This is a genomic window from Nocardioides sp. (assembly GCF_036267815.1).
Taxonomy (GTDB): domain Bacteria; phylum Actinomycetota; class Actinomycetes; order Propionibacteriales; family Nocardioidaceae; genus Nocardioides.
In genome coordinates this window covers 15,793-38,020 of sequence record NZ_DATAVI010000087.1, presented here as the reverse complement: position 1 = coordinate 38,020, position 22,228 = coordinate 15,793, and the positions used below count along the sequence as shown (strand labels likewise).

Annotated in this window: 23 protein-coding genes, 1 tRNA gene and 1 pseudogene; 10 read left to right on the top strand and 15 right to left on the bottom strand. The window is 71.4% G+C overall.

Annotated features, from left to right (window positions below; translation table 11 throughout):
- Both VHW64_RS18195 and VHW64_RS18190 read left to right on the top strand, forming a co-directional pair.
- Positions 1–237 (top strand): annotated as a pseudogene (locus VHW64_RS18195) (hypothetical protein); the annotation flags it as partial.
- 117 nt (positions 238–354) lie between these two features.
- Positions 355–654 (top strand): hypothetical protein, encoded by a 300-nt coding sequence (locus VHW64_RS18190; RefSeq protein ID WP_329651991.1) that lies wholly within the window; start codon positions 355–357, stop codon positions 652–654.
- On the opposite strand, the gene VHW64_RS18185 is transcribed toward VHW64_RS18190, so the two are convergent.
- Positions 633–848: a hypothetical protein gene (locus VHW64_RS18185; RefSeq protein ID WP_329651990.1), complete on the bottom strand. Its 216-nt coding sequence runs from the start codon at positions 846–848 to the stop codon at positions 633–635. The two genes, VHW64_RS18190 and VHW64_RS18185, sit on opposite strands and share 22 nt — an antisense overlap.
- Here VHW64_RS18185 and VHW64_RS18180 point away from each other — a divergent pair.
- The 3 genes from VHW64_RS18180 to VHW64_RS18170 all read left to right on the top strand — a co-directional run bounded on the left by VHW64_RS18180 (position 835) and on the right by VHW64_RS18170 (position 3,740).
- Positions 835–1,962, top strand: coding sequence for a hypothetical protein (locus VHW64_RS18180; protein ID WP_329651989.1), 1,128 nt, complete (start codon positions 835–837; stop codon positions 1,960–1,962). The genes VHW64_RS18185 and VHW64_RS18180 overlap by 14 nt on opposite strands.
- Positions 1,963–2,249: 287 nt before the next feature.
- Entirely contained in the window at positions 2,250–2,531 is a 282-nt protein-coding gene (locus VHW64_RS18175; protein WP_329651988.1) for a helix-turn-helix domain-containing protein, read from the top strand.
- Between the two features lie 123 nt (positions 2,532–2,654).
- A complete protein-coding gene (locus tag VHW64_RS18170) occupies positions 2,655–3,740 on the top strand; it encodes a site-specific integrase (protein WP_329651987.1) in 1,086 nt (361 codons plus the stop codon).
- 80 nt (positions 3,741–3,820) lie between these two features.
- Here the strand turns inward: VHW64_RS18170 and VHW64_RS18165 are convergent.
- A tRNA-Pro gene (locus VHW64_RS18165) sits at positions 3,821–3,894 on the bottom strand.
- Between the two features lie 147 nt (positions 3,895–4,041).
- Between VHW64_RS18165 and VHW64_RS18160 the strand changes: the two genes are divergently transcribed.
- From VHW64_RS18160 to VHW64_RS18150, 3 genes are all read left to right on the top strand, one after another.
- Complete coding sequence (locus tag VHW64_RS18160) at positions 4,042–5,475, top strand: S1C family serine protease (RefSeq protein ID WP_329651986.1); 1,434 nt, start codon at positions 4,042–4,044, stop codon at positions 5,473–5,475.
- Between the two features lie 245 nt (positions 5,476–5,720).
- The gene (locus VHW64_RS18155) at positions 5,721–5,897 is read left to right on the top strand and encodes a hypothetical protein (RefSeq protein ID WP_329651985.1); all 177 of its coding nucleotides are present in this window, start codon (positions 5,721–5,723) and stop codon (positions 5,895–5,897) included.
- A gap of 108 nt (positions 5,898–6,005) precedes the next feature.
- On the top strand, positions 6,006–6,446 hold the full coding sequence (locus VHW64_RS18150; protein WP_329651984.1) for an OsmC family peroxiredoxin: 441 nt from the start codon (positions 6,006–6,008) through the stop codon (positions 6,444–6,446).
- Positions 6,447–6,509: 63 nt separating this feature from the next.
- On the opposite strand, the gene VHW64_RS18145 is transcribed toward VHW64_RS18150, so the two are convergent.
- The 12 genes from VHW64_RS18145 to VHW64_RS18090 form a co-directional block, all read right to left on the bottom strand.
- Positions 6,510–7,514, bottom strand: a complete 1,005-nt coding sequence (locus tag VHW64_RS18145) for a hypothetical protein (protein ID WP_329651983.1) — start codon at positions 7,512–7,514, stop codon at positions 6,510–6,512.
- A gap of 2 nt (positions 7,515–7,516) precedes the next feature.
- A complete protein-coding gene (locus VHW64_RS18140; RefSeq protein WP_329651982.1) occupies positions 7,517–8,161 on the bottom strand; it encodes a LysE family translocator in 645 nt (214 codons plus the stop codon).
- Between the two features lie 39 nt (positions 8,162–8,200).
- A complete protein-coding gene (der, locus tag VHW64_RS18135; RefSeq protein WP_329651981.1) occupies positions 8,201–9,559 on the bottom strand; it encodes a ribosome biogenesis GTPase Der in 1,359 nt (452 codons plus the stop codon).
- Entirely contained in the window at positions 9,556–10,275 is a 720-nt protein-coding gene (locus tag VHW64_RS18130) for a lysophospholipid acyltransferase family protein (RefSeq protein WP_329651980.1), read from the bottom strand. The genes der and VHW64_RS18130 overlap by 4 nt, the downstream gene beginning before the upstream one ends.
- Positions 10,272–11,345, bottom strand: coding sequence for a prephenate dehydrogenase (locus VHW64_RS18125; protein ID WP_329651979.1), 1,074 nt, complete (start codon positions 11,343–11,345; stop codon positions 10,272–10,274). The genes VHW64_RS18130 and VHW64_RS18125 overlap by 4 nt, the downstream gene beginning before the upstream one ends.
- Positions 11,346–11,350: 5 nt before the next feature.
- Entirely contained in the window at positions 11,351–11,740 is a 390-nt protein-coding gene (gene aroH / locus VHW64_RS18120; protein ID WP_329651978.1) for a chorismate mutase, read from the bottom strand.
- Between the two features lie 124 nt (positions 11,741–11,864).
- Positions 11,865–12,629, bottom strand: a complete 765-nt coding sequence (locus VHW64_RS18115; protein WP_329651977.1) for a pseudouridine synthase — start codon at positions 12,627–12,629, stop codon at positions 11,865–11,867.
- Complete coding sequence (gene scpB, locus VHW64_RS18110; protein ID WP_329651976.1) at positions 12,626–13,288, bottom strand: SMC-Scp complex subunit ScpB; 663 nt, start codon at positions 13,286–13,288, stop codon at positions 12,626–12,628. The genes VHW64_RS18115 and scpB overlap by 4 nt, the downstream gene beginning before the upstream one ends.
- A complete protein-coding gene (locus VHW64_RS18105; protein ID WP_329651975.1) occupies positions 13,285–14,217 on the bottom strand; it encodes a ScpA family protein in 933 nt (310 codons plus the stop codon). The genes scpB and VHW64_RS18105 overlap by 4 nt, the downstream gene beginning before the upstream one ends.
- 69 nt (positions 14,218–14,286) lie before the next feature.
- Complete coding sequence (locus VHW64_RS18100; protein WP_329651974.1) at positions 14,287–14,652, bottom strand: hypothetical protein; 366 nt, start codon at positions 14,650–14,652, stop codon at positions 14,287–14,289.
- Positions 14,637–15,740, bottom strand: a complete 1,104-nt coding sequence (locus tag VHW64_RS18095; protein ID WP_329651973.1) for a ParA family protein — start codon at positions 15,738–15,740, stop codon at positions 14,637–14,639. The genes VHW64_RS18100 and VHW64_RS18095 overlap by 16 nt, the downstream gene beginning before the upstream one ends.
- A gap of 293 nt (positions 15,741–16,033) precedes the next feature.
- On the bottom strand, positions 16,034–17,116 hold the full coding sequence (locus VHW64_RS18090) for an ROK family glucokinase (protein WP_329651972.1): 1,083 nt from the start codon (positions 17,114–17,116) through the stop codon (positions 16,034–16,036).
- A gap of 86 nt (positions 17,117–17,202) precedes the next feature.
- On the opposite strand from VHW64_RS18090, the gene VHW64_RS18085 reads away from it, so the two are divergent.
- The gene (locus VHW64_RS18085) at positions 17,203–18,207 is read left to right on the top strand and encodes an ATP-binding cassette domain-containing protein (RefSeq protein ID WP_329651971.1); all 1,005 of its coding nucleotides are present in this window, start codon (positions 17,203–17,205) and stop codon (positions 18,205–18,207) included.
- Positions 18,204–19,025 (top strand): ABC transporter permease, encoded by an 822-nt coding sequence (locus VHW64_RS18080; protein ID WP_329651970.1) that lies wholly within the window; start codon positions 18,204–18,206, stop codon positions 19,023–19,025. Before VHW64_RS18085 ends, VHW64_RS18080 begins: the two co-directional genes overlap by 4 nt.
- Positions 19,026–19,038: 13 nt before the next feature.
- Here VHW64_RS18080 and VHW64_RS18075 read toward each other — a convergent pair whose 3' ends face one another.
- Complete coding sequence (locus VHW64_RS18075; protein ID WP_329651969.1) at positions 19,039–22,161, bottom strand: BTAD domain-containing putative transcriptional regulator; 3,123 nt, start codon at positions 22,159–22,161, stop codon at positions 19,039–19,041.
- Between the last annotated feature and the right edge of the window lie 67 nt (positions 22,162–22,228).

Below are 22,228 nucleotides of genomic sequence, written 5' to 3'. Positions count from 1 at the left end.
ATGCGGGACTTCGCCGAGGCCCGCCATCGGCTCCGCGAGTGGGTCGCACTGTGCGGGACCCGGCTCGACCGCGACCGCCCCACCCGCCTGACCATTTGGCCCGGCGAACCCGCCGAGCCAAGTCCGGGCGAGGTCGAGATTCGGGACCGGGCCGCGGACTTCGAGGAGTTCGTGCGTAGCGACGTGCTCCGTCGCCGACGTGCCCAGGCGATCACCGACGACCAGCTCGCCGGCTGACCGACACCCCGCTCCACCCACACCGGCAGACCGGTCCTCCACAGATCAACACCGCCGGTCGCCCGCCCCAGGGAGATCAGCCGAACCATCGAGACCAATCCATGAAGGAGGTCACTCATGCAGCTCCGGCACGCACACACCCTCGCCCAGGCCCGCACCTACGTGGCCGCGCTCGCCGACGAAGCCAGCAACGACGACGCGTCCTCGGCCTACGAGCAAGTCCTCATCGAGCTCGACCGGCTCCACTGCGACCAGAGCCCCGACGTCTGCCTCGACGCCCTCACCCAGGACCGGGCCATCCAGTTCGACCTCGCCACCGCGGCGATCGAAGACCTCAAGCAGCACGGCGTTGATCCGCTCAGCGTCGAACTCGTCCTGTGGATGCTGCAAGAGGCCTACACGCAGGACTGCGGCTGATGTACGGCGAGACCGGCGCCGCCATGCGCGCGGTGTTCGCCGAACTCCTGCGCCAGCACCGCGTCCAGCAGCGCCTCGGCGGCACCCCCACCGAACGAGCCGACATCGGCGCGCAGATCCGCCAGTACCGCCAGACGGTCATGGGTCTGGTCCAGCCAGGCGCTGGAGTCGGTCAGTTCGTTGACGTTCTCCAACCAGACACCCGCCCAGCAGAACCCGTTCCGCTCCGTCGGCACCGCCGGACACGCAGCTTCCCCCGCCGGCGAACTCGCCCGCGCCATCAACCTGGCCAAGACCGCAGCAACCGCGACTTCGGCGAGCATCGAACAGCTCACCACACCCACGGGCCACGAGTCGCTCGAACTTTGGCGGACTGCTGCCCGGGCCGCTGCGCTCGCCGAGCACGACACCGCACCCGACGTCGCCACCGCGATGTCGGTGCCCCAAGCCCAGGCCATCGTCGCGGACGTCGCGGCTATTACGCAGGCGCTGGTCGTGCTCGATCAGCGCTACCGCAACACCCCCGGCTGGGAGCAGCTCACGCAAGGCAGCCGGCTCGGCTGGGCCGCACTCGCAGCCGCGCTCGATGTGAGCCTCGGCCAACCCGACTACACCGTCGACACTCTCGGCTGGCGGCCCAAGACCAAACCGATCACCGGACCTGCGAAGCCCGGAATCCTCGGGGTACTCCAAGCCGAGCACAACCTCGTCGTACGGATGAAGTCGGTCCCCAACGCGACCAACCTCCGCTACGTCATCGACTCCCAACGACTCCTCTCCCGGCACCTCGTCCCGTTCGCCGCCCGGGTCGACGATCGGCTCGCCGACCGCTGGACCGCCCGGGCTGAGACCTACCTCCAACTTCAACGGCAGTTCCGACCTATCGGCGGACTCCTCGGCTCAGGCGGACCCGCCGCGTCCGAAGGAGCGAACGCGGTCAGCCGCCTCCGGGCGCTTCCTGCCGACACGATCGTGGAGCCCCGCGTGCTGAGCGGCTTCCAACTTCTCTTCGACCGCCTCGACAGACGCATCGCGAATGTGATCGAGGACGGCATCGACGCCGGTGCACTCTTCCAGCGCGTCCGACTCCCCAGGCTCGTCGAGAACAGTGGCGAGCTTGTCGCCCCGGTTCGCGAACGGTTGGTTCCCGCCGACCGCACCACCCACCGTGAACTCATCGACACCGTGCGCGACCAGCTCCGGCCTCGCCCCGCCCACCAGATCGCGACACCCGGTCCGGCCAGGGTCGAACTCTCCCTAGCGCTGATCCACCGCCCGGTGAGTCGGCCCGGCCGAACAATCCTGTGACCGACAGACCTCAGGCGCTGAGTGCCTTCCGGCGCAGGGCGGCGAGGTCTGTCTCCAGTTTTTCGAGCGCTGACTTGAGGTCGTCGACCGGAACGATCGCCTGGAGCACCACTGCGCGGACCACCGTAGCGACCGCAAGCCCCCGTTTGCTCGCCGTAGGACGACACTTCGTCGAACTCGTCGTCACGGTCACTTCACCCGGGGGTTCTCCACAGGCAAGGCCGTTCTCCGGTGCACACCTTCAGTACGAGGGCAAACCTGTCCTCATCACGACGAAGGAGCACATCATGAGCACGACTGTCGACACCACTGGGGAGGGCAGCATCCTCACCATTGACCAGGCCGCGACTTACCTCTCGATCCCGAAAGCGACGCTATACACCTGGCGGACTCGGCGAGCGGGCTTCGGCCCGAGAGCCGTGAAGCTCGGAGGCTGCCTGCGCTACCGCCGTTCCGATCTCGACGCCTGGATCGCCGAGCACCTGGAGTGCTTCGACGACAGCCCGTCCGTCGCGGAGCAGCGAGCGGGAGACGGCGTCTCGCTGTCCCGAGCGAGCCAGCCGCGCTGAAGGGGATGCGAGATGGGACGCGGACGCCCACCGACATCGCTGGGCACTTGGGGAACGATTCGAACGAAGCGGATCCGCGAGGGTGTGTACAGGGCGCGCACGCGGATCCGGGATAAGGACGGCGTGCCGCGCGAGGTCACGGCCACGGGCACCACGATCGCTGCTGCAGAGCGTGCGTTGCGGGAGAAGCTCGTAGATCGAGCGAGACCGACGCAGCAAGCGATCACCGCCGACACCACCATCGCGAAGCTCGCAGCCCTGTGGCTCACCTTCCTGCGCGACGAGGGCCGGATCGAGACCACGACCATCAACGAGTACGAGCGCGTGCTCAACAAGGTCGTGATCCCTGAGCTTGGGGGCCTGCGACTTCGGGAGTTGACCACCAGTCGACTGGACCTGTTCCTCGTCCGACTCCGGGCGACAAGCGCCAGCCGTCAACGAAAGGCGAAGGTGGTGATGGGCGCAATGGTGGGGATGGCTGTGCGTCACGACGCACTCACCGTGAATCCAGTCCAGCAGACGTCACGCATCCACCGCGCGAGGTCCGAGACTCGCTCGCTGACCCTAGAGGACCTCAACACCGTCCGCGAGGCTCTCCGCGCGTGGACGGCCAAGCAACGGCCCGGACCAAAGGCGTCCAGCGACATGGCCGACATCATCGACCTGATGCTGGCCACCGGCGCGAGGATCGGCGAGATCCTCGCGGTGCGCTGGGTCGACGTGACACTCGACGCCACACGTCCGAGCCTCACCATCAACGGAACGATCAAGACCGAGCCGGGCAATGGCACGCACCGCAAGCCCAGCCCCAAGTCGGACGCCAGCGTGAGGACGGTCGTCCTTCCGGACTTCGCCATCGCAGTGCTAAAACGTCGTCAGGGGGCACCACGGGAGAACCCGAACGACGCGGTGTTTCCGACACGCAACGGCACCTGGCAGCAGGTCAACAACGTCGAGCGGCGCTGGCGGCAGATCCGCAAAGACACCGGCCTCGACTGGGTCACCCCGCACACGTTCCGCAAGACCGTGGCGACGCTCATCTCGGAGCGGGTCGACGCCGAGACTGCCTCTAAGCAGCTCGGGCACTCCTCCCCCGCAATCACCCGCGAGTTCTACATCTCCAAGCCGGCGATCGCCGCCGACGTGGCGCACATTCTGGACGAGCTGGCCGAGGCAGAGCCGGAGGAAGGCCGAATACTTCGGGAATAAGTGGGGAATAGCGCCTTCTGGTTCGAATGAAGAGCCGTCCCCGCCCCGGCGTTTCTGCAGGCCAGAGCGAGTTCGATCGGTCGGGCTGACAGGATTTGAACCTGCGACCCCTTGACCCCCAGTCAAGTGCGCTACCAAACTGCGCCACAGCCCGATGCCCCGGGCGCGGCCGCGGAGCGGTGTGAAGGCTACCGTAGGCAGTGGTGAGGGCCTGAATCGGCCGGAGTCTCAGGAACTTCTTCCTCAGCGGCTATCGCTCGCAAAGCCGGCTCACAGGTTCCTCCGAGGATTGCGCGGCTTGATGGACTCATTCGACGAGGAGGAGCCCATGGCCGACATGGACGAGCAGGACCCGCGATCCCCCGAGCAGTCCGACCCGGGCCACCTGGCAGACCCCGCAACCGGCCCAGCGACTGGCCCCGCGCTCGGCCCTGCATCCGAGCAGCCGATCGACCCGCACGCCTACCTGGACCACCACCTTGCCCGGTACGGCGCGCCGGTGCCGCCCGCCGCGGGGGCCCAACTCATATCGTCCGCGACGCCGCCCACTCCACCGCGGCGCCGCGGGCCGAGGATGCTCGCGGTCGGGACGGCGCTCGCGGTCGTCGCCGTCGCTGGCGGAGCGGGCTTCGCGCTCGGTCACCTCGGCCAGCATGGTCAGTCGACAGCCGGCGGCCCGTCGGGGTACGCCGGGGGGCAGTCGTCCGGCCAGACCCCCAACGGTCAGGGTGAGGGTTCCCCGTTCGGCCAAGGCGGCCAGTACGGCCAGGGCAGTCCGTTCGGCAGCAGGCCGTTCAGTGGCGGAGGGACCGGTGGCTCGCCCTACGGCTCGTCGAGCGGTACGCCGGCCACCACCAGCCAGCTCACCGGGCTCGTCCAGATCACGGCCACCCTCAAGTACGAGGGCGGCAAGGCTGCCGGCACCGGCATGATCCTGACCAGTACCGGGGAGGTCGTCACCAACCATCACGTCGTCGAGGGCGCGACCCGGCTGCGGGTGACCGTGATGAGCACCGGTCGAAGCTACGACGCGAACGTCGTCGGCACCGACGCCAAGGACGACGTCGCCGTCATCCAGCTCGACAGCGCCTCCGGGCTCCAGACCGTCACCACGGACACCGACGCCGCCTCGGTCGGTGACGCCGTCACGGCCGTCGGCGACGCCGGCGGCAACACCAAGTTCTCCGCTGCGGCCGGGAAGATCACCGCGACCGACCAGCACATCACCACCCAGAGCGAGTCGGGCCACCCGGGCGAGAGGCTGAGCGGGCTGATCAAGATCAGCAGCGACGTGATCCCCGGCGACTCCGGCGGCGCGACCTACGACTCCCAGGGCGAGGTCGTCGCCATGACCACCGCCGCGTCCTCGGGAGGCAACGACGTCGTCGGGTATGCCATCCCGATCGCGACCGTCGTCCACATCGCGGGCGACCTCGAGAACGGCACGCAGAACGCCCGCTACGAGTACGGCACGCCGGCGTTCCTCGGCATCGGCCTGACCGGCAACGGCACCCGCGTCGCCCAGGTGTACGCCGGCACTCCCGCGGCACGCGCGGGAGTCACCGCGGGCGACACCATCACCCGCGTCGGCACCACCCGTGTCACCACTGCCCAGCAGCTCCGTGCCGCGGTGACCGCCTACTCCCCCGGCGACCAGGTCCGCCTGACCTGGAGCGACGCGGACGGGACCTCGCACATCTCCTCGGTGACCCTGATGGCCGGGCCGGTGGCATGAGCGCCGGCTCTCCACCGTCGGCAGGGCCGAGTCCGGCTCGCGAGGCCCCTGAGGGAAGCGCTGATCAGTCCCGCCTGCCGCGACGCTCGCGACGGCGCCGTTGATCAACCCTTCCCTAGCCCATTTGGGGGAAGTCTGCCTGGGGTTCTTTGTGGTTTTTACCCCCAGGGCAGAGGATCGACACAGCATCGCTTCACCGGCGTGGCTCAGACGCCGGGGGGCGTCCACCCCACAAGGACGTGTGCATGTCGAACCTGACCATCGCGAACATCCTGCTGTTCTTCGCGATCCTGTGCCTAGCCCTCAGCTTCGAGGTGGGCCTGTACCTGTACTTCATCTACTCCATCGCGGCCGTGGCGATGGCGGGCGCCCTGCGGTACCAGCTGCTTCCGGACGACCAGAAGAGCACGCGCCGCCGCTGACGGACCTCGGTCTGAAGTCTCGGGGCTCCCGGGCCTAGGGTGGAATGACGTGCCCGCACGGCGGGTTGCCCAGACAACGTCGTTCCGCCACTCAGGAGGTCACCCCCCATGCCGACTCGCACCGCACGCACCGCCTGGACCGGCGGTCTCCAGGACGGCTCCGGCCAGGTCGAGCTCACCAGCTCACAGCTGGCGACCTTCGAGGTGTCCTTCCCCAAGCGGGCCGCTGACGACGCCGGCGGCGCCACCAGCCCCGAGGAGCTGGTCGCCGCGGCCCACTCCGCCTGCTACTCCATGCAGCTGTCCAACCTGGTCGCCCAGGCCGGAGGGACGCCGATCGCGCTCGACGTCCAGGCCGACGTCTCGCTCGGCCCCGACCCGGCCGGAGGCTTCCGCCTGACCGGCATCAAGCTCACCGTGCGCGGTGAGGTCGACGGTCTGGACGAGGCGGGCTTCGTGCAGGCCGCCCAGGCCGCCAAGGCCGGCTGCCCGATAAGCAAGGCGCTCACCGGCGTCGAGATCACCCTGGACGCCGCGCTCGAGGGCTGAGCGGCCGCCGCGCCGGGCGGCGCCGCCCGGAGCCCTAGGGGGCTCTCCTGGGCCCTCCTGGCCCTACTGGGTGGCGCCGCTGTTGTTGCTGACCTTGAGCGACGACGTGTCGACCGCCACGAAGTCCCGCGCCGGGATCTGCTTGAGCTGCTCGATGAAGGAGTCGGGCCACCTCGCGTTCTGCTCGCCCTGGAAGTACCACGGCGAACCGTTGTCGGCCAGCACGAGACCGTAGGTCTTCATCGCCCGCACCACCGCCATCGCCTTCTTGCCGAAGCCCTGCGGGTGGTACGACGCGCGCAGCCGGAAGCGCGCACCCATCGGCGGGTACTTCCAGCTCTTGGTGCCCCCCGCCTGATGCCGGGCCGGCCACAGGAAGTGCCGGGAGGTGATGTCGGTGGTGAACCGAATCGCGTGGTCGACGTGCCCTGCCTTCACCTCGTTCCAGCGCAGCAGGCCGGGCAGGATCGGCAGGCCGGCGGCGTCGGCCGACGTGTCGCCCCTCTTCCGCAGCTTGTCCGAGCTCAGCGACCACGTCGCGCCCGAGCCTGCGTGCCAGTGCCCGTTCTTCTCCGTTGTCAGCCAGGTCTCGTAGAGCCGGCAGGTGGCCTTGTCGATGACGATCGCATGCTTGTCGCCCGAGGAGTGGCGGCCGCCCTCGATGCGGGTGTCCTTGCCGAGCGGGTAGCGCACGTGGTCGCTGTCACCGGAGTACTGGAACCTCACGTGCACCCGCGGATGGTGCTTCCCGACCACCGTGATCGGGATGCCGTAGTTGGGCCCGTCGCCGAACGACGGCCCGAAGTCGGGGTGCAGGTTCAGGCTCTTGGACATGTGGCTCATCCAGACCTTGCTGCGGGTGTCGACCGGCAGGCCGCGGATGTCGGCGTTCCACCAGTTGTCGGCCGGGAAGACCGGGCACGACGTCCCGGCGACCGGCCGGGCACCGGCCCGTCCGGCCGCGTCGGGTGCCGGATGGTCGCTGGACCACGCCGTCCCGGTCACCCCGGCGTACGTCGCGCCGGTCGCGGCCAGTGCGCACGCCACCCCGACCGCGGTCGCGCGCACCCTCACGAGCCCGGCCGCCCGCCCACGGCGACGGCCACGCCGAGCCCGATCATCGACACCCCGCCCACGGTCCCCAGCGTCCGACCGCGCTTCGGGGAGGCGTTGAACCAGCGGCGCAGCTGGCTGGCCAGGAGCGCCCACAAGCTGTCCGAGCACAGGCCGATCCCGAAGGCCATCGAGCCCAGCAGCAGCATCTGGAGGCTGTCGTGTCCGCGGTCGCGGTCGAGGAACTGCGGAAGCAGCGCCACGAACATCACGTAGCCCTTGGGGTTGGTGAACCCCACGAAGTAGCCCTGTCGCAGAGCCGTCAGCGGCCGCAGGGGCGGTGCGGCGCGGCTGCCGTCGCTCACGGTGATCGCGTGCCGATGACGCAACGCCTGCACGCCGAGGTAGACCAGGTAGACCGCGCCGACGACCTTGACGCCCTCGAAGACGGCGTCGGAGGTGGCGACCAGCTGCCCGAGTCCGAGCACGACCAGCACGAGCGCGGTCAGCAGACCCAGGGAGTTGCCGACGACGGTCGTGAGCGCGACCGAGCGGCCGTAGGTCAGCGCTCGCCCCACGGTGAAGACCACGCTCGGGCCGGGGATGGCGATCACCACCAGCGCGACGAGGCCGAAGGCGACCACCTGATGCATCGTGACCATGCCCGATGCTCTCACGCCCGCATGGCCGAGGGGTGCAGCTCAGCGCCTGCGCCGCTCCCGCACGCGCTGGTTCATCACGATCGGCGTGCCGGCGAAGCCGAACTCCTCGCGCAGCCGGCGCTCGATGTAGCGCTCGTACCCCGCATCCAGCTTGCCCGACGTGAACAGCGCGAAGGTCGGGGGCGCGACCGAGGGCTGGGTGCCGAAGAGGATCTTCGGCTGCTTCCCGCTGCGCACCGGATGCGGGTGCTCGGCGACCAGGCGCCCGAGGAACGCGTTCAGCGCGCCGGTCGAGATCCGCGTCTCCCAGCCCCCCAGGGCCTTGTCGAGCGCGGGCACCAGCCGGTCGACGTGCCAGCCGGTGCGGGCGGTGACGTTGATCCGGGGTGCCCACTGCACCTGGACCAGCTCCAGGTCGACCTCGCGCTCGAGGTAGTGGCGGCGCTCCTCGTCGACCAGGTCCCACTTGTTGAAGGCGATCACCAGCGCCCGGCCCGCGTCGCGCACCGTCTGGAGGATCCGGACGTCCTGCTCGGAGATGCTCTGACCCGCGTCGAGGACCAGCACGGCCACCTCGGCCCGGTCGATCGCCGTGGAGGTGCGCAGCGAGGCGTAGTACTCGTGCCCCGAGGCCTCCTTGACCCGCTTGCGGATGCCGGCGGTGTCGATGAAGCGCCAGGTCCGGCCCCCCAGCTCGACCAGCTCGTCGACCGGGTCGACGGTGGTGCCGGCCACCGAGTCGACGACGACCCGCTCCGCCCCTGCCAGCTGGTTGAGCAGCGAGGACTTCCCGACGTTGGGCTTGCCGACGATCGCGATCCGGCGCGGACCTGCCTCCCGTTCGAACGACTCCGCGGGAGGCTCGGGCAGGACGCTCAAGATCGCGTCGAGGAGGTCGCCGGAGCCGCGACCGTGCAGCGCGGAGACCGGGTAGGGCTCGCCCAGGCCGAGGTTCCACAGCCCGAACGACTCGGCCTCGGCGCGCTGGTCGTCGACCTTGTTGGCAGCCAGCACGACCGGCTTCCTCGATCGCCTCAGCACGCGCACGACGGCCTCGTCCGCGTCGGTGATCCCCACCGCGGCATCGACGACGAACAGCACGGCGTCGGCCAGGCTGACCGCGATCTCGGCCTGCTCGCGGATGCGCTCGGCCATCCCCCGCGCGTCGGGGTCCCAGCCGCCGGTGTCGACCAGGGTGAACGCGCGTCCGGCCCAGGTGGCGTCGTACGACACGCGGTCGCGGGTCACTCCCGGGACGTCCTCCACGACCGCCTCGCGGCGGCCGAGGATGCGGTTGACGAGCGTCGACTTGCCGACGTTGGGTCTGCCGACCACGGCCAGCACGGGCAGTGGCCCGGTCGGCTCCGCCTCGGGCGGCAGCAGGTCGTCGGTGGTCATGGTGCGTCCTCGTCGGTGGCCAGCGGGTCGCCGGGGATGGGCCCCGGCATCGTCTGTCCGGTCAACGTAAGGCCGGCGGCCAGCTCTTCCCGCATTCGCGCGTGACGTGCCCGGCTCGCCTCGGCCACGATCCCCCGCGTGCGCGGCCAGGGCAGGCGCCCCACCCGGAACGGCGCGTCGTACACCAGGTCGAGCACGGCCCCACGCCGCGGCACGGCGTTCCTCCCACCGCCGACGGGCCGGGTCCCGAACATGGTCAGCGGCACCACCGGGGCCCCGGTGACCAGCACGAGGTACGCCGCGCCGTTGCGGAAGGCGACGAGGTCACCGGCGCCGCGGTTGCCCTCGGGGAAGATGCCGACCACTCCCCCGCCCTCCAAGACCTCCCGACAGGTGCGTACGGCGCGCACGTCGCACACGCCCCGGTCCAGCTCGATCTGGCCGGTCGCGCGCAGCAGCGGTCCGACCGGACCTCGGAACATCTCCTCCTTGGTCAGCGCGTGGACCGGCCGCGGACCGAAGATCGCCAGCAGCGGGCCGTCGACGACGCCGGTGTGGTTGGCCGCCACGATCACCGGACCCTGCGGTGGGACGTGTCCGGTGCCGTGCTCGCGCACGTCGTAGCGGCGACGGATCAGCCAGCGGCTGGCCCGGCGGCCGCCGTGCAGGAGCCAGGTCTGCGGCTGCCGGCGTGACCCGGCGGCCACACCCGTCACCGATGGGTCTCCCAGCCCCGCGATCCGAGAGAGTCGTGGAGGTGGTCCGCCCGCGTCTCGTCGACGACGATCTCGACCAGACCGGTCTCGCGGGCGGGGTCGTGGTCGATCCGGACGTCCTCGATGTTCACGTCACTGGCGCCGGCGTCGGCGAACAGGCGGGCGAGCTCGCCGGGATGGTCGGGGACCGAGACGAACACCGACGCCATCGGCCGGGTCGGCCCGCCGTGCTTGCCCGGGATCGCCCGCGTGCCCGCCACCCCCAGCTCCAGGATCGCGCCGAGCTGCCCCCGGTCGCCGCGGTCGACCGCGTCGATCAGTACGTCGAGCTGCTCGCGGACCTGGGCCAGCAGGCCCGCGACGGCGTCGGCGTTGCCCGTCACGATCTGCTGCCACAGCCCCGGGTCGCCGCCGGCCACCCGGGTCACGTCGCGAACACCCTGTCCGCTCAGGGCGAGATGCTCGGGCGGGGCATCGACGAGCCGGCCGGCCACCAGGACCGAGAGCAGATGCGGCAGGTGCGACGTGCGCGCGACCGCCGCATCGTGCTCGCCGGGGCTGAGCCGGACGATGCTCGCTCCGGCCAGCCGCGCCAGCTCCTCGACGGCGGCCGTCGCGGCGTCGCTCGATGTCGCATGCGGGGTGACTGCCCAGGGCCGCCCGTCGAAGATCGTGGGCGTCGCCGCGAGCGGGCCCGATCGCTCGCTGCCCGCCATCGGGTGGCCACCGGCGTACCTCGCCAGCCCCTCGTGGTCCGCGAGCGCGGTCAGCGGGGCCGTCTTGACGCTCCCGACGTCGGTCACGACCGCGTCGGTCGTCGACAGCGCCCGGTCGATCTCCTCGGCGACGTGGTCGGGAGGGACCGCCACGACGACCAGGCCGACGTCCGGTCCGGAGTCCGGGCCGTCGTAGGCCCGACCGGCGCCGAGCCCGGTCGCCGTCCGCAGGTTCTCGGGGTTGCGGTCGACGAGCAGCACCTCGACGTCGTGGCGACGCAGGGCGAGTCCCAGCGAGGTGCCGAGCAGTCCGGTGCCCACGATCAGCACCGGCTGCGGCAGCGCGTCACCCATCGGCGTCAGTCATCGGCGTCGGGTACGGCGCGCACCCGGGTCAGGTCCCGGCGCAGGGCCGCGGCCCCGTGCAGGTAGACGTGGGTGATGTCCGCGCGCGGCAGGTCGCTCTCCACGTGCGCCATCATCCGCACCACCCGCGGCATCGAGCCCTCGATCTCCAGCTCGCGGGTGCAGATCAGCGGCACGTCGGTGAAGCCGAGCATCCGCGCGGCGTACGCCGGGAACTCCGAGACCAGGTCGGTGGTCGCGGTGAAGATGATCGAGATGAAGTCGTCGACGTCCCAGCCGTTGGCGTCCATCACCTCGGTCACCATCTCGGTGACCCGCTCCAGCATGTGCTCGCGGTCGTCGACGTCCAGCTGCGTCGCGCCCCGCACCGCCCTCACTGCCACGACCCGACCCTAACGGCGTGAGACCGCCCCGCGCGGGATGGGTCGTGTGCCTGAGACCGCGCCATGCCGCGGGCTCGGGTAGACGGCCGTCCCGAGACACACAAGCCCCCCCGGACCTCGCGCGTCAGAGACTGGCGGCGTCCAGGAGGCTGCCCAGCTCGTCGGCGGTGAGCTCACGCAGCTCCCCCTCGGCCAGCCGGCCCAGGACGACCGGCCCGATCGCGGTCCGGGTGAGCTGGCGCACCGGGTGGCCCACCTCGTCCAGCAGCCGACGGACGATCCGGTTGCGGCCCTCGTGGATCACCAGCTCGACGATCGAACCGTCGCGGGTGGTGCCCCGCCCGCCGACCAGCTTCACCGACGACACCGTCACCGGGCCGTCGTCCAGCGTCACACCGGCCAGCAGCCGCTTGACGACGTTGGGGAAGACCACACCCTCGACCGCGGCGACGTAGGTCTTGTCCACCTCGTAGGACGGGTGCGCCATCCGCTGGGCGAACTCGCCGTCGTTGGTGAGCAGCAGCAGCCCCGAGGTGTCGGTGTCGAGGCGTCCGACGTGGAAGAGCCGCTCGGGGCGGTCGGCGACCAGGTCGGACAGGGTGCGGGCCGCGTGGGGGTCCGACATCGTCGAGGTGACCCCGACCGGCTTGTTCAGGGCGAGGTAGACGTGGGGCGAGATCGGGGGCAGCCGCTGGCCGGAGACGCGGACCACCGCGGTGACCGGGTCGATCTTGGTGCCCAGCCGCGTCACCACCTCGCCGTCCACGGTGACCTCACCGGCGAGCATCAGCTCCTCGCAGCGTCGGCGGGACGCGACCCCCGAGCGGGCGAGGAGCTTGTGGAGCCGGACGAGGCCGTCCTCGTCGCGCTCCAGGTCCGGACCGCTCACGCGTCGCCGGCGCCGGTCGCCCCGTGGGTGTCGTCGGCCCGGACCGACGTGACGGCCGAGCCGCTCGGCACCATGCCGCCCGAGCCGCCCAGCTCCTCCTCGAGGTCGTCGAGGTCGTCCAGGTCGGGGAGGTACGGCGCGAGCTCGGGCAGCTCGTCGAGCGAGCTGACCCCGATCCGCTCCATGAAGTACGACGTGGTGCGGTAGAGGTGAGCGCCGGTGGAGTGGTCCTCGCCGGCCTCCTCGACCAGACCGCGGGTCAGCAGCGTGCGCATGACTCCGTCGACGTTCACCCCCCGGATGGCCGAGACCCGAGCCCGGGAGACGGGTTGCTTGTAGGCGACGACGGCCAAGGTCTCGAGCGCGGCCTGGGTCAGGCGGGCCTGCTGCCCGTCGAGGACGAACGCCTCCACCACCGGCGCGAACTCCTCGCGCGTGTAGTAGCGCCATCCGCCGGCCACGTTGCGCAGCTCGAAGCCGCGTCCCTGCGCGGCGTACTCCTCGGCGAGCTCGGCCAGCGCCGAGGCCACCTCGGCCACGGGAGCACCGGCGGCCGAGGCCAGCGTGGACTCGTCGAGCGGCTGGTCGGCGATCATCAGCAGCGCCTCCAGCGAGGGGCGCAGCTCGGCGACGGCGACCTCCAGCACGTCCTCGGTCATGGCCTCTCCTCCTGGGCAGTGGGGGTGGCGTCGGGGTCGGCCGTGGCCGGCTCCGGCTCGGGACTGCCCTCGAACTCGTCGATCCGGAACTCCGCCACGGCCTCCGGGTCGTCCGCGGCGGTCCAGCGCACGGTCAGCTCCCCCAGCGGGGAGACCTGGTCGAAGGCCACGGCGTTCTCGCGGAAGAGCTCCAGCAGCGCCAGGAACCGGGCGACCGTGGTGAGCATGTCCGGGGCATCGCCGCACAGCGCCCGGAACGTCATGGTGTGCGAGCGCCGGAGCCGGCCGGCGACGAGCTCGGCCTGCTCGCGCACCGAGACCGCGGGTGCGTGCAGGTGCTGCATCGACAGCTGCGGCTCGGGCTTGGGCTCCAGGGCCCGGGCGGCGAGCGCTCCGAAGGCGTCCAGCCCGATCCCGATCAGCACCTCGGGCAGGAGACCGGCGTACCGCTCCTCCAGACCCACCGCCCGGGGATGCCGCCGCGACTCGTCGGAGAGCCGCTCCTCCAGCAGGCCGGCGACCTGCTTGAAGGCGCGGTACTGGAGGAGCCGCGCGAACAGCAGGTCGCGCGCCTCCAGGAGGGCCAGGTCGTCCTCGTCCTCGATCTCGCCCTGGGGCAGCAGCCGGGCGGACTTCAGGTCCAGCAGCGTCGAGGCCACGAGCAGGAACGACGAGGTCTGCTCGAGGTCCCAGCCCGCGTCGCCCCGTGTCGCCGCGCCGGACCTCACGTGCGCGATGAACTCGTCGGTGACCTTCGACAGCGCCACCTCGGTGATGTCCAGCTTGTGCTTCGAGATCAGGCTCAGCAGGAGGTCGAAGGGACCTTCGAAGTTGTCCAGTCGCACCTCGAAGGCAGGGCTCGCCTCGCCCTCGGGCGGGCGGAGCGAGGCGTCCGGTCGCGGGGAGCCAGACGCGGTGGCGACGGTCATGGGCAGTGCTTCAGTCCTCGATCAGGCTGGTCAGGCTCGGCATGGCTCGGTGAGCTCGGTCAGGCCGGGTCACGACTCGAACAGGCGCTGCACGAGCATGCTGTCATGCCCGCGCTCGTCGAGGTCGGCCAGCACCAGGGCGACCGCCTCGCGCACCAGCCGGCCGCGGTCGACGGCCAGACCGTGGTGTCGGCGTAGCTCGAGGCGGGCGTGCTCGATGTCGACCAGCTCGTCGGCGGTGACGTAGATGGTGATCTTCTCGTCGTGCCGCACCCGCCCGCTGGGACGGTGGCGAGGGTCGTCGGCCACGGGCTCCGCAGGCTGCGCGGGTACGGCGCGCACCCGGCGTTCGCGAGGAGCCGGCTCCGCCATCGCCGAGGAGTCCGTCGGGCGGAACAGGTCGTCGGCCGTGGGCAGGTTCACGCGTCGAGACACCGCAGCGACACCTCCTTGGCCAGCTGGCGGTAGGCGTCGGCGCCGTTCGAGGCCGTGGCGTACGACGTGATCGGCTCGCCGGCGACCGTGGAGTCCGAGAACTTCACCGTGCGCCGGATCACCGTGTGGAACACCTTGTCGCCCCAGGCCTCGACGAGCCGCTGCATGACCTCGCGGCTGTGCAGGGTGCGGCCGTCGAACATCGTCCCCAGGACGCCGTCGATCTCGAGGTTGGGGTTGAGGCGCTCGCGGACCTTGTCGATCGTGGTCTTCAGCAGGGCGACGCCGCGCAGCGCGAAGTACTCGCACTCCAGCGGCACGATGACGCCGTTGGAGGCGGTCAGCGCGTTGACCGTCAGGAGCCCGAGCGAGGGCTGACAGTCGATCAGGATCACGTCGTAGTGCTCGACGGCCGGGCCGATCACCCGCTGAAGCGTCTGCTCGCGGGCCACCTCGTGCACCAGCTGGACCTCGGCGGCGGACAGGTCGATGTTGGAGGGGAGCAGGTCCATCCCCGGGACCACCGTGGGGACCACCACCTCCGACAAGGGGATGTCGCGCTCCATGAGCAGGTTGTAGACCGTCAGCTCCATGTCGTGGGGGTTGAGGCCCAGCCCCACCGAGAGGGAGCCCTGCGGGTCGAAGTCGACCAGGAGCACCCTGCGGCCCTGCTCGGCCAGCGCCGCCCCGAGGTTGATGGTCGTGGTGGTCTTGCCGACGCCGCCCTTCTGGTTGCACATGGAGATGACCCGGGCGTCTCCGTGCACGGTCACCGGCGGCGGGTCGGGGAAGTGGGGCATCGGGCGCCCGGTCGGGCCGAGCTCGACCTGGGTCTCCTGCTCGACGTCCTCGGCCTCCTCGACCTCCTGGACCTCGGTGGCCAGCTCGTGCTCGGTCTCGGTCTCGGCCTCGCCCGGCCCCGCGTCGTCCGGTCCGACCAGCGGCACCGGCTGTGACACCGCCGCCACCTGTTCGGACGTCGGCGGGGGCAGCTCCTCGGTCGTGGCCGAGGGGACCGGCACCCGCACCTTCGGCGGCATGGCGGTGGCGTCGCCGGCCGCATGGCCGCGCGAGAAGATCCCAGGCATTGAGCTGCCCTCCGTGTCGTGAGCTCAGGAGATTTGTCGACTTTGCGACATCGTGCCCTGAGGTACGCCGTGACTGTACGGAGGCGCGCCGAGGCGACTCAACACGTTCTGGGTTTCCCCCAGGCAAGGAGGCGAATCTGTGGAGGGACTGTGCACGCCACCGCCGCTGACTGCACAGGCAACCGCCTCCCTGTGCACAATCCTGTGCACGCGCGTGGACGGTTCATCACGCTCGGCAGGCGAAGCCCTTCCGGGCCGGCGGAGCTCACCGAGCCCCGCACCGGTTCACCCACTCAGCGTGACGAGCCGTCCACGCCCGGGCGCTCGAAGAGGCGGCGGCGGGGCCGGCTCGCACTGGTACGCCGCAGCCGGCCGCGGCGCGAGCGACGAGCGGCCGAGCGGGCCATGTCTGCCGCGCCGATGAAGCCGGCGCTGGGTCCGAGCTCTGCTCGGACGATGACCGGCTCCTCGCGGTGGCCGCGACCGGTCAGGGAGCGGGAGAACGCCTGCCGGGTCGGCTCGAGCAGCAGGTCTCCGGCATCGGAGAGTCCGCCGCCGACGATGATGCAGCCGGGGTCGAAGGCCGCGGTCATGCCAGCCAGGCCCACGCCGAGCCACCGCCCGACGTCACCGAACAGCTCGGTCGACAGCGGGTCGCCGCCTCGGGCCGCCTCGGTGATCTGCGGTCCGTCGAGACGGTCGGCGTCCCCGGCGACGCCGGTCCGGAGCAGCCGGGCCATCGGCGAGGTCGAGCGCACCAGCTCCCGGGCCTCGCGCACCAAGGCGTTGCCCGAGGCGTACTGCTCCCAGCAGCCGCGGTTGCCGCACTCGCACCGTCGCCCGTCGGGCACGACCTGCATGTGGCCGAACTCCCCCGCCATCCCGTTGGCACCGCGGTAGACCCGGTTGTCGAGGACCAGGGCGCCGCCGATGCCGGTGCCGAGCGTCACGCAGAGCACGAACCGGTGACCGCGTCCGGCGCCGAAGCGGCACTCGGCCAGCGCCATGGTGTTGGCGTCGTTGTCGACCACGACCGGCAGCCGCACCCGCTCGGCCACCCGGGCGCGCAGCGGCTCACGCCGCCAGTCCAGGTGCGGGGAGAACATCACCACGGTCCGCGTCACGTCGACGAACCCCGCGGCCCCGATGCCGACCGCCGCCACGTCGTACGACGCGGAGAACCCCGCCACCAGGTCGACGATGGTGTCCTCGACGGCGGTGACGTCGTGTCCCTCGGTCGGCCGGCGCTCGACGGCGACCACGGTCCCCGCGGCGTCGACCACGGCTCCGAGCACCTTGGTGCCGCCGATGTCGATCCCGACCGTGAGCGGCTCCCAGCGCGGGGAGCGCGCGCGACGCGGCCGGGTCTCGGACATGCGGCTCAGGCTACTTCTCGGCCGAGGCCCGGGGGTGTGGGCGCCGTGAAACCGCCGTGAAACCGGCCTGCGGCACCCTGGGAGGCATGAGCGAGACCACACCCGCAGTCCGGGCCGAGGGCCTGGTCAAGACCTTCGGTGAGCAGCGTGCCGTGGACGACGTCGACCTCGAGGTCCAGCGCGGACAGGTCTTCGGCGTGCTCGGGCCCAACGGCGCCGGCAAGACCACGATGCTCAAGATGCTCGCCACGTTGCTCCCGATCGACGGGGGGCGCGGCGAGATCTTCGGCCACGACGTACGCCGTGAGCCGCACGTCGTCCGTCAGCTGCTGGGTGTCACCGGGCAGTACGCGTCGGTCGACGAGAACCTCACCGCCACCGAGAACCTGCTGCTCTTCGCACGGCTCCAAGGCGTGCCCAAGCCGACGGCGCGCACGACCGCGGCCACCCTGCTGGAGCAGTTCGACCTCACCGAGGCGGCCAGCAAGCCCATCTCGGCGTTCTCCGGGGGGATGCGGCGCCGGCTCGACCTCGCCGCCAGCCTGATCACCCGGCCGCCGCTGATCTTCCTCGACGAGCCGACCACCGGGCTCGACCCGCGGACCCGGGGCCAGATGTGGGACACCATCCGAGACCTGGTCACCAACGGCTGCACCGTCTTGCTGACCACGCAGTACCTCGACGAGGCCGACCAGCTGGCCGACCGGATCGCGGTCATCGACCGCGGCGTCAAGGTCGCCGAGGGCACCTCCGACGAGCTCAAGAGCTCGGTCGGCCGGTCGACCCTCACCTTGGGGCTCGTCGAGCACGACCAGGTGGCCGCCGCCGCCCAGATCGCCGCCCGGATGATCGGGGAGCAGCCGACGCTCTCGCCCGAGTCCCGGCGGCTCTCGGTGCCGCTCCAGCGCAGCGAGCAGGCGGTGGACGTCCTGGTCACCTTGCGCGAGCAGGGCATCGCCATCGACTCCGTCAACGTCCAGAAGCCTTCGCTCGACGAGGTGTTCATGGCCCTCACCGGCCACGACACGCACGACGACGACGAGCGCACCCCCGACCCGAGCAGCTCCTCAGACCTGGAGGCAGTCCGATGACCGCACTCACCAGCACCTTGCGCGACCCCGCCGAGGGTCTCTCCAGCCATGTCAGCGTGCGCGAGACCCTGAGCCAGACCCTCACTCTCGCCTGGCGTGCCACCATGAAGATGCGTCGCAACTTCGAGCAGATGTTCGACGTGACCATCCAGCCGCTGCTGTTCACCGCGATGTTCGCCGGCATCTTCGGCGGCGCGGTGGCCGGCAGCGTCAGCAACTACAACCCGATGATCATCACCGGGCTCGTCGGCCAGACCGTGATGACCGCCTGCGTCGCGACCGGCGTCCAGCTCCGGGAGGACATGGACAAGGGCGTGTTCGACAGGTTCAAGGTGCTCCCGATCTCGCGGATCGCGCCGCTGGCCGGCCCGATGGTCGCCGACCTGTTGCGCTATGCCATCGCCAGCACCCTGACCTTCGCCACCGGCATCGTGTTCCTGGGCTACCGACCGGCCGGCGGCGTGTTCGGAGTGGCCGGGGCCATCGTGTTCGCGATGATCGCCGGCTGGTCGCTGGCCTGGATCTTCACGTGGTTCGGCACGATCGGGCGCAGTGCCCAGGGCGTGCAGGCCATCTCCCTGATGATCATGTTCCCGCTGAGCTTCATCTCCAACGCGTTCGTCCCGGCGGACTCCATGCCGAGCTGGCTGCACGCCTTCGCCGACGTCAACCCGGTCTCCCACGTCATCTCCGCGATCCGAGACCTGGCCAACAACGGGCACATCGGGGCCGATGCCGGCTGGGCCCTGCTCGGATGCGCGGTGGTGGTCGCGATCTTCGCACCGCTCTCGGTGCGCAGCTTCACGCGCAAGATGTGACCGCCCGCCGAGCTCAGGACACCGCGGCGATCACCCGTTCGCTCTCGGCACGCAGCTCTCGGCCCTTGCGCTCGCCGTACTCCGCGAGGACGGCGTCGAGGCGGCCGGGAGCGGCATCCTCGGCCATCGCGCGTGCCTGTTCCCAGCTCATCGACGGGAACCACCGGTTGTACCCGAACCGGTCGGCCAGGGCGACCAGCCGGACGGCCGGCTCGGGGTCCGCCGGTCGCTCGCGGGACAGCAGCCACTGGCCCAGCGCGATCAGGGCCATCCCGGTGACCGGGAAGTCGACGGCGGCGTCCCCGACGTCGGCGAACCGCCCCAGCAGGCTCCGGGTCTCCTGCGCCAGTCGCGCACCGCGCTCGCGCTGCTCGTCGGACTCCGCGAAGCGGGCATGGGCCGCGAGGTCGGTCGCGAGCGCGACCAGGGTCCACGGCTCGAGGCCGTTCGTGGAGACTCCGGCGAAGCCCCAACCCCGGGTCACCTCCAGGCAGCGGTCGAAGGCGGCCAGGCCGGTGGCGACGTCGCCGCGGACGAGCGCCACCTCGGCCCGCACCTGCGAGGTGACCAGGTCCGCGGTCAGGTCGGTGGGCCGGATCTCGCCGATCTCGTCGAGCAGGGCGTCGGCCTCCTCGAAGCGACCCCGGCGTACCGCAGCCAGAGCCAACCCGGCCCGCAGACTCGCGGCGTCCTCCTGCGAGTGCAGCTGCTCGAGCAACGGGATGGCGGTGCGCGCGTAGCGTTCGGCCCCGGCATGGTCCCCGCGGTTGAGTGCCTGGGTCGCCGCCTGGGTGTTGAGCGAGGCGATCTCCCACACCGTGGTGTCCTCGCCCACCAGGTCGAGCGCTCGGAGGAGATACCCCTCGGACTCCGCGATCGCCCCTTGGTTCTCCGCCAGGATCGCAGCCCAATGCCAGGCCATGGCTGCGGTACGACGGTCGGGGTCGGTGGTGAGGCCCAGCACCGCGGGGAGGCGGTTGGCCGACGACCCGGCGTCGACGAACATCGCCCGGGTGATCCGGCTCCACGGCTGTCGGGCCCCGGGCAGCCGGGCCAGCGTGGCCGTGAGGTCGGCGACCCCGTCGGGCCGCATGAACCCCAGCGGCACCAGCATCAGGGCCACGGCGTCGACCGTCACCTGCTCGAGCTCCGGCGGTGGCACCCACCCCACCAGCACCTGCTCGGCGAGGTCGGCCATCGCCAAGAACCGCGGGAAGTTGCCGGTGACCGACCACAGGCCGCCCAGGGCGGCCAGCAGTCGCACGGCGCGGCCGGCGTCACCCGCGATCAGCACGCGGCGGAGCACGTCGGCGAGGTTGGCCTCCTCGGCGTCCAGCAGATCGACCACCTCGACCTGGTCAGCGCCGAACAGCCGCTCGCCGAGCCGCTCGGAGAGCCCGACGGCCCACTGGGTCAACGCCTCGCGGGCGGCGTCGCTCTCCCCCAGCTCGGCCAGCCGCAGCCCGCCGAACTCACGCACGGTCTCCAGCATCCGGTAGCGCATCGTGCCGCCGAGCTCGGCGACGCTGACCAGCGACTGGTCGACCAGTGCCTCCACCAGGTCGGGACCGTCGCGTCCAACCAGGTCGCGGGCGCCCTCGACGCCGAAGCCGTCCTGGAAGACCGAGAGCCAGGCGAGTGCCAGCTGCTCGGCCGGGCCCAGGAGGTCCCATGACCAGCCGATCACGGCGGTCAGGGTCTGGTGTCGCACCGGCGCCGAGCGGTCGCGTCCACGCAGCAGTGCGAAGCGGTCGTCGAGCGCGCGACGCACGTCGTCGACCGACATCGTGCGCACGCGTGCGGCGGCCAGCTCCACGGCCAGGGGCAGACCGTCCAGGCGAGCGACGATGTCGCCCACGACGTCGTCGGGCAGGTCGGCGTCCGGGCGGACGGCGCGAGCCCGACGCCGGAACAGCTCCGCGCCGTCGGCGGCCGCGAGCTGGCTGAGCGGGAACACGCGCTCCGCGGCGATCCCCAGCGGCGCACGGCTCGTCGTGACGACGCGAAGGTCTCGGGTGGTGACCAGCAGGAAGGCGATCAGGGAGGCCACCGCGTCGAGGACGTGCTCGCAGTTGTCCAGGACCAGCAGCGTCGGCACCGTGTCGAGCTCCTGGGCGATCCGGGAGCGCACGTCGGCCTGCTGGGCCGCGGTGAGGGTACGACGCCCGGTCACCGAGTGCCGCACGCCCAGCGCCGACCCGATCTCGGACACGACGTCGTCGGAGGAGGAGATCCCGACGAGCTCGACGAAGTGCACCTTGGGCTGGCTCGCCTCGCGGGCTAGCACGTGGGCCACCCTGGTCTTGCCCAGGCCACCGGGACCCAGGACCGTCGTCAGCCGCCCGGTCCGCACCAGCGTCCGCAGGCCGGCCAGGTCATCGGCCCGTCCGAGCAGCTCGTCGGCGTCGAAGCGAACCCCGCTCCGGACCGGCTCGTCGGCGGCGAGCAGCTCCCGGTGCACGCGCTGGAGCACGGGGTCCGGGTCGACGCCCAACCGGTCGGCGAGGCCACGGCGGTACTCCTCGTAGCGGGCCAGCGCGGCCGGGGCCCCGGCGGCCGCGCCCTCGCTGCGCAGCAGCGCCTCCAGCACCTCCACGTCGTCGAGGTCGGCGGCCCGCACTCCGTTCAGCGCGGTCACCGCCTCCGCGTCGAGGCCGCAGCGAGCCAGCGCCAGCCCCCGGGTGCGGACCAGCGCCGGGCCGAGCGCCAGGACGGCGCGGCGTACCTCGGCCAGCGGCCCGTCGCCGTCCGCCACGGCGGGTGCGCAGACCAGGTCGTCGGCCGACCGCGTGTCCGCGAGCGCCGCCCGCGGGTCGTCGTCCAACTCCTTGCGCGCTCGCTCGACGAGGGCCTCGGCCACCCAGACGTCGACGGCATCGTCGGCGAGGCCGAGGCGATAGCCGCCGGTGACCCGGTCGACGATCTCGGGACCGCACTGCGCGCGGACCCGCGAGACCTGCACCGCAAGCGCCTTCGGGCTCGGCGCGCTGTCCCGCCAGACCAGCTCCAGAAGCCGGTCGTCGGACAGGCCCGACCGGTGGTGCACGAGGGCCGCCAGCAGGTCGGCCGAGCGCGCGCCGGCCACCGGGTCGCCGTCGTAGGACACCTCGCCGAGGAGGCGGAGCCGCAGAGTCACCCGGCCAGCATAGGAAGCGGGCGCGGTCGATGCGCGTCACGTGCGTCGTGACCCCCCGGGGAGCAAG

Excerpts from the sequence above, each read along its gene's own strand:
- VHW64_RS18190 (WP_329651991.1), top strand. The coding sequence starts at position 355 with ATGCAGCTCCGGCACGCACACACCCTCGCCCAGGCCCGCACCTACGTG.
- VHW64_RS18175 (WP_329651988.1), top strand. The coding sequence starts at position 2,250 with ATGAGCACGACTGTCGACACCACTGGGGAGGGCAGCATCCTCACCATT.
- VHW64_RS18160 (WP_329651986.1), top strand. The coding sequence starts at position 4,042 with ATGGACTCATTCGACGAGGAGGAGCCCATGGCCGACATGGACGAGCAG.
- VHW64_RS18155 (WP_329651985.1), top strand. The coding sequence starts at position 5,721 with ATGTCGAACCTGACCATCGCGAACATCCTGCTGTTCTTCGCGATCCTG.
- VHW64_RS18150 (WP_329651984.1), top strand. The coding sequence starts at position 6,006 with ATGCCGACTCGCACCGCACGCACCGCCTGGACCGGCGGTCTCCAGGAC.
- VHW64_RS18140 (WP_329651982.1), bottom strand. The coding sequence starts at position 8,161 with ATGGTCACGATGCATCAGGTGGTCGCCTTCGGCCTCGTCGCGCTGGTG.
- der (WP_329651981.1), bottom strand. The coding sequence starts at position 9,559 with ATGACCACCGACGACCTGCTGCCGCCCGAGGCGGAGCCGACCGGGCCA.
- VHW64_RS18125 (WP_329651979.1), bottom strand. The coding sequence starts at position 11,345 with ATGGGTGACGCGCTGCCGCAGCCGGTGCTGATCGTGGGCACCGGACTG.
- scpB (WP_329651976.1), bottom strand. The coding sequence starts at position 13,288 with ATGACCGAGGACGTGCTGGAGGTCGCCGTCGCCGAGCTGCGCCCCTCG.
- VHW64_RS18105 (WP_329651975.1), bottom strand. The coding sequence starts at position 14,217 with ATGACCGTCGCCACCGCGTCTGGCTCCCCGCGACCGGACGCCTCGCTC.
- VHW64_RS18095 (WP_329651973.1), bottom strand. The coding sequence starts at position 15,740 with ATGCCTGGGATCTTCTCGCGCGGCCATGCGGCCGGCGACGCCACCGCC.
- VHW64_RS18090 (WP_329651972.1), bottom strand. The coding sequence starts at position 17,116 with ATGTCCGAGACCCGGCCGCGTCGCGCGCGCTCCCCGCGCTGGGAGCCG.
- VHW64_RS18085 (WP_329651971.1), top strand. The coding sequence starts at position 17,203 with ATGAGCGAGACCACACCCGCAGTCCGGGCCGAGGGCCTGGTCAAGACC.
- VHW64_RS18080 (WP_329651970.1), top strand. The coding sequence starts at position 18,204 with ATGACCGCACTCACCAGCACCTTGCGCGACCCCGCCGAGGGTCTCTCC.